At 73.6% G+C, this 5,665-nt stretch carries 4 protein-coding genes; all 4 read right to left on the reverse strand.

From position 1 onward, the window contains the following. Window positions 1–1,520 (reverse strand): GTPase ObgE (obgE, locus tag ACYVI6_RS17855; protein ID WP_460447656.1); only part of this gene is annotated, 1,520 nt, incomplete at its 3' end. Window positions 1,521–1,627: 107 nt separating this feature from the next. Further along, on the reverse strand, window positions 1,628–1,882 hold the full coding sequence (gene rpmA / locus ACYVI6_RS17860) for a 50S ribosomal protein L27 (protein WP_284287696.1): 255 nt from the start codon (window positions 1,880–1,882) through the stop codon (window positions 1,628–1,630). A gap of 29 nt (window positions 1,883–1,911) precedes the next feature. Further along, entirely contained in the window at window positions 1,912–2,220 is a 309-nt protein-coding gene (rplU, locus tag ACYVI6_RS17865) for a 50S ribosomal protein L21 (protein ID WP_460447657.1), read from the reverse strand. Between the two features lie 211 nt (window positions 2,221–2,431). Beyond that, window positions 2,432–5,302: a M36 family metallopeptidase gene (locus ACYVI6_RS17870; protein WP_460447658.1), complete on the reverse strand. Its 2,871-nt coding sequence runs from the start codon at window positions 5,300–5,302 to the stop codon at window positions 2,432–2,434. Window positions 5,303–5,665: the final 363 nt, after the last annotated feature.

The following is a 5,665-nucleotide window of genomic DNA, read 5'->3' on the forward strand; positions in this document are numbered from 1 at the left end:
CTGCGCGCCGTGCGCCGGTCGTCGCCCGCCTGCTCGGCGGCCCGCTCGGCCTCGAGGTCGGCCTGCGTGCGGCTGCGCGCCGCGTGCCGGTCGGCGTGGGCCTGCCGCTTCTCGTCGCGGGTCGGCCGGTCGCCCAGGTCGGCGACGCGCAGGTCCTGCCCGCGGTGCCCGAGCAGCTCGGCGCCACCCACCATCGTGGGCTCCCAGTCGAAGACGACCGCGCCCTCCCCCGGCCCGATGACGACCTCGGCGCCCGGCGTGGCACCCACCTTGAACAGCTGGTCCTCGACGCCGAGGCGGTGCAGCCGGTCGGCGAGGTACCCGACCGCCTCGTCGTTCGTGAAGTCGGTCTGCCGCACCCAGCGCACCGGGCGGTCGCCGAGCACCCTGAACCGGACGCCGTCGGCGGTCTGCTCGACCCGCACCTCGAAGCCCTTGTCGTTCACGGCGCGCGGTCGCAGCACGACCCGCTCGGGCGCCGGCGGCGGCATCGCGGCGCGCGCGGCGGCGACGTGACCGGCCAGCGCGTACCCCAGCTCGCGCAGCCCCAGGTGCGTGGCCGCCGACACCACGTGCACCTCCAGGCCGCGCGCCTCGAGGTCGGGCCGCACCATCTCGGCCAGCTCGAGCGCCTCGGGCACGTCGGCCTTGTTCAGCACCACGACGCGCGGGCGCTCGGCCAGCGGGCGGCCGCCGAGCGTCTCGTCGACGGTGTAGGCGCGCAGCTCGGCCTCGATGACGTCGAGGTCGGTGAGCGGGTCGCGGCCCGGGTCGAGCGTCGCGCAGTCGAGCACGTGCACCATCACCGAGCAGCGCTCGACGTGCCGCAGGAACTCCAGGCCCAGGCCCTTGCCCTCGCTCGCGCCGGGGATGAGCCCGGGCACGTCGGCCATCGTGAAGCGCTCGTCGCCCGCCTGCACGACGCCGAGGTTCGGCACCAGCGTGGTGAACGGGTAGTCGGCGATCTTCGGCCGGGCCGCCGACATGGCGGCCACCAGGCTCGACTTGCCGGCGCTCGGGTACCCCACGAGCGCGACGTCGGCCAGCGACTTCAGCTCGAGGAAGAAGTCGCCGGCGTCGCCCGGCTCGCCGAGCAGCGCGAACCCCGGGGCCTTGCGCCGGGCCGAGGCCAGCGCCGAGTTGCCCAAGCCGCCCCGCCCGCCCCTCGCGACCACGAAGCGGGTGCCCTCCCCCACCAGGTCGGCCAGCAGCTCGCCGTCCTCGCCGGTCACCACGGTGCCGTCGGGCACGCGCAGCTCGAGGTCGTCGCCGCTCGCGCCGTCGCGCCAGTTGCCCATGCCCTGCGTGCCGTTGCCGGCCCGGCGGTGCGGGCGGTGGTGGTACTCGAGCAGCGTCGTGGTGCTCGGGTCGACGACGAGCACGACGTCACCGCCGCGGCCGCCGTCGCCGCCGTCCGGCCCGCCGAGCGGCTTGAACTTCTCGCGGTGCACGCTGGCGCAGCCGTTGCCACCGTCACCCGCGGCGACGTGCAGCACGACTCGGTCGACGAACGATGCCACGGGTGCTCCTGGGGCTGGTGCGGGACGTGCGGTGGAACGCGTCGAGGGGCGGGCCGATGGTGGTCATCGGCCCGCCCCTCGAAGGCGTTGCGTGTGGTGCCGGCCGATCAGGCCGGCGGCAGCACCGAGATGGTGCGGCGACCGCGCTTGGTGCCGAAGGTGACCGCACCCTCGACCAGCGCGAACAGCGTGTCGTCGCCGCCGCGGCCGACGCCGTCACCGGGGTGGAAGTGGGTGCCGCGCTGCCGGACGATGATCTCGCCGGCGCCGACGACCTGGCCACCGAAGCGCTTCACGCCGAGGCGCTGGGCGTTGGAGTCGCGGCCGTTGCGCGTCGAGGACGCGCCCTTCTTGTGTGCCATGGGATCTGCCTGCCTTCAGGAGGGGGCCGTCAGGCCTCGATCGAGGTGACCTTGAGCCGGGTCAGGTGCTGACGGTGACCCTGCCGCTTGCGGTAGCCCGTCTTGTTCTTGAACTTCATGATCGTGATCTTCGGGCCCTTCTCCGGCCCGACGACCTCGGCGACGACCTTGGCCTTCGCCAGCTGGTCGGCGTCGCTGGTCACGGTGCCGCCGTCGACGAGCAGGAGCGCCTGGAGGTCGACGCGGTCACCGGCCTGGGCCTGCAGCTTGTCGACGACCATGACGTCACCGACGGACACCTTCTCCTGACGGCCGCCAGCGCGGACGATCGCGTACACGTGAAGCTCGCTTCTCTCGACGTTCGGGACGGGCGGACCGGGCTGCCGACGCGGTCGAGCCGCGAACCCACCCAGGTGGTGCGCGCGGAGCGCACCGATGGTCAAGACTACGGATCGACGCCGGTGCCGGTCAAACCGGTGGCCCCCGCAGCAGGTGCTGCGGGGGCCACCGGTCGGACGTCGGCCGTGCGCCGTCCCGGACGAGCCGCCGTCAGCCGGCGGGGACGCCCTGGACGACGAGCTCCGCGCTGTCGACGAAGCTGCAGCCGGAGTACGGCGCGTCGGCGCAGCTGACCCCGAAGTCGGCCAGCTGGGTGCCGAGCATCGTGTAGCGCACGTACTGCACGCCGCTCGTGCCCCCGGTGAGCGCCACCGGCGCCAGCGTGTGGATCTGCGCCGGGGTGAAGTGCCCCGCCGCGGCCGGCGTCCACGTGGTGCCGTCGGTCGACGTCTCGACGCGGTAGTCGCCGGTCGAGGCGCTGATGTCGTCACCGCACGACCCGGCCGGGTCGATCTGGATGGTGCTGACGTCGACCGCCGCCGGCAGCTTCACCGTGACGTACTTGGCCGGCGCACCCGCGGCCGGCAGGTCGGCCGAGAGCCCGACGCCCTGCGAGGTGTCGATGAGCGCGAGCGGCCCGCACCCGTAGTCGGCGTACTCGCCGGCGTTCGTGTCGGAGACGGTCGCACCGCCGTTCGACGCCGCCCAGTCGCGCACCAGGGCGTAGTCCTGCCGGTTGGTGCCCTTGACGATCTTCACCGTCACGGCCTTCGGCAGGTAGCCGGCGCCCGAGGCGAGGACGTCGGGGTAGGTGCCCGGGTACACGTTCTTGATCGTGTACCGGCCGTAGGCGTCGGTCTTGGCCGCGAGGTTCTCGACGAAGCCCGACGCGTGGCCGCCGAAGGCGACGGTGACGCCGGGGACGGCCTGACCGGTGCCGACCTGGGTGACGGTGCCCTTCAGCACGCCGGTGGGCACGCCGTTCGGCGGCAGCGAGAAGTTCTCGACCGGTGCCACGTCCGCGGAGCCCGTGGTGCCGGCGAAGTAGCCCATGCCGCGCTTGGCGAAGACCTTCCAGATCGCCGAGACGTCACGGCCGGAGTAGATCGTGAGGTCGGCCTGCAGGATCGCGTTGCGCATGTCGAGGTACGACGGGTCGGCCGGGGCCAGCTCCATCGCCCGCGTCACGAGCGACTCGGTGAGCTTCGAGCCGAGCCTGCCGCGCAGGTCCCAGAGCGTCTCGCCCCAGATCTCGCCGTCGGCGTGCACCTCGGGGGCGCCGATGATCTTGCCGAAGTCGCCGTAGGTGTACCCGCCCGGGCCCGCACCCGGGGTGCCCGGGCACTTCGTGGACGTGGTGCCCACCGGGCAGTCGAGCGGCTGGGTGCGGATGAGGTCCTGCCCCGCGCCCACGTAGTCGCCGACCCGGACCTCGCCCGGCGCCGAGGTGTCGGGCGCGTAGCCCTGCGCGTTCAGGAAGTCGAAGGCGTACCAGTCGGACCACGCCTCGCCCATCGAGCCGCCCTGCTGCGAGTTCAGGGTCGAGACGCCGTCGGGGCCGACGACCAGCCGGTTCGACAGGCCGTGGGTGTACTCGTGGTAGACGACGTCGGCCTCGTCGGAGCCCGCGCTCGCGATGAAGGGGTCGCCGTCCGGGTACGTGGTGCCCGGCTGGTGGAACAGGTACATCTGCATGCGCGGCGACTGCCCGTCGGGCGGGGTCGACATGTTCGCGTTGTCGATGTGCCCGGCGTCCGGCAACCCGCCCGGCGCGGTCGACGCGCCGTCGAGCGGCTCGTCGATGACCGGGTCGCCGCCCTTGCCCTTGCCGCTCGAGTTGATGAGCTCGAAGTTGCCGGCGGCCTCGGTGAAGCCGATGGGGGCCTTGGCGAGGTGGTCGTGGAACTTGTTGACCAGGTAGAAGTTGTTCACCGCGGTGCGCTGGCGGTTGGCGGCCCAGGAGCGGCCGACCGACGGGTCCCACGTGCAGACGAACGACGTGCACGGCTCGTCGGCCACGTTCGTGCGCACCAGCGACCAGGAGAAGCCCTTGGCGCCCTGGTTGGTGACCTCCTCGCTCGCACCGGCCGCGTCGTCGTCGTTGACGTCGGTGTAGGTGTGCGCGTTGTTGCCGAACAGCGACAGCGCGCCCTTCGGCAGGTAGCCCAGCTTCGCGAGGTCGACGGTGCGGGCGGTGCCGCCCTTCGGCGCGCCCGGGTAGTTCTCGAACACCTTGGCGCTGGTGGCCGGCGTGGTGTCCTTCGCGTTCGCGTCGGAGGTCAGCGACTGCTTGAAGAGCACCCGGCCGGACTCGGCGTCGAGCACGTGCAGGGACGGCGTGGAGGCGCCCATCGTGACGACCTGCCAGGCGCGACGGGTGCCGCCCGGCGTGCGGAAGAGCACCTGGGTGGCGACGTCGCCCTTGGCGGGCTTCGTCGACGCCTGGGTCAGGTCGCGGCGGGCGGCGGCGACCGCCTGGCGCGAGCTGCTCAGCCCGGGGGCGCGCAGCGCGGCGGGCGCGGCCAGGTTCGCCACCGGCGAGCCCTGCACGCTGATCAGCCGGCCGTCCTTCGCGACGTTCGCCTTGAGGCCGTTGCCGAACAGCGCCAGGCCGTCGGAGGTCTGCAGCCACGACAGGTGGTGGATGCCGGCGACGTCGACGTAGTCGCGCTGCAGCTTCAGGCCCTGCAGGTCCTTCGCCGTGAGGCCGAACGCCGCGAGGTGGCTGCGCACGTACCGCAGCGCGACGTCGCGGGCCTTGGCCGAGCTGCGGCCGGTGAGGAAGTCGTTCACCTTGGCGACCTCGCGCGGCGTGCCGGTGAGCGGGTCGACGTCGAGCACGCCCTGGCTGCCGAGCGCGTCGCGCAGCTGCTGCACGCCCGGCCGGACGACGGCCGTGGCGAGCCGGCGCTGAGCGGCCTGCTGCTCGGTGCGCGAGCGGGCGACGCGGACGTCGACCGTCGCGTCGGTGCTGGTCGAGAGCTTCGCCGCGGCGCCGTGCCCGGCGGAGCGGGCGGAGGCCATCGGGCTGGCGTCGCGGGTCGGCGCGGCGTCTGCCGCCACGGCCGGGACGAGCGCCACGGCGACGGCGAGCGTGCTGCTCGCTGCCAGGGCCGTGGTCGTGCGTCGTCGTGCAGAGCGCATGCATCCCCCAGGGGGCTGGACCGAGTGGGTCACGTGTCACCGGGGAGACGGGTGGATCTCGACGGCCTCGCGCACTCAATCACCAGGACCCATGCGGCACAAGGGGTTCGTGGTCTCCTGTGGGTCACGGTCCCGGCCGTCCACCTGTGGACGGCCGGGCCGTGCCGATCGGCCTAGCTGCTCGCGGTGGGCGGGCCCGAGCGCGCCGACGCCCGGCGCAGCCGCTGACGAGGTGCCGCCTCCGGCTCGGCCGCGGGAGCCGGGTCGGCCGCGACGGGCTCGTCGTCCGGGGTGGCCGCG

Source organism: Angustibacter aerolatus (assembly GCF_054776675.1).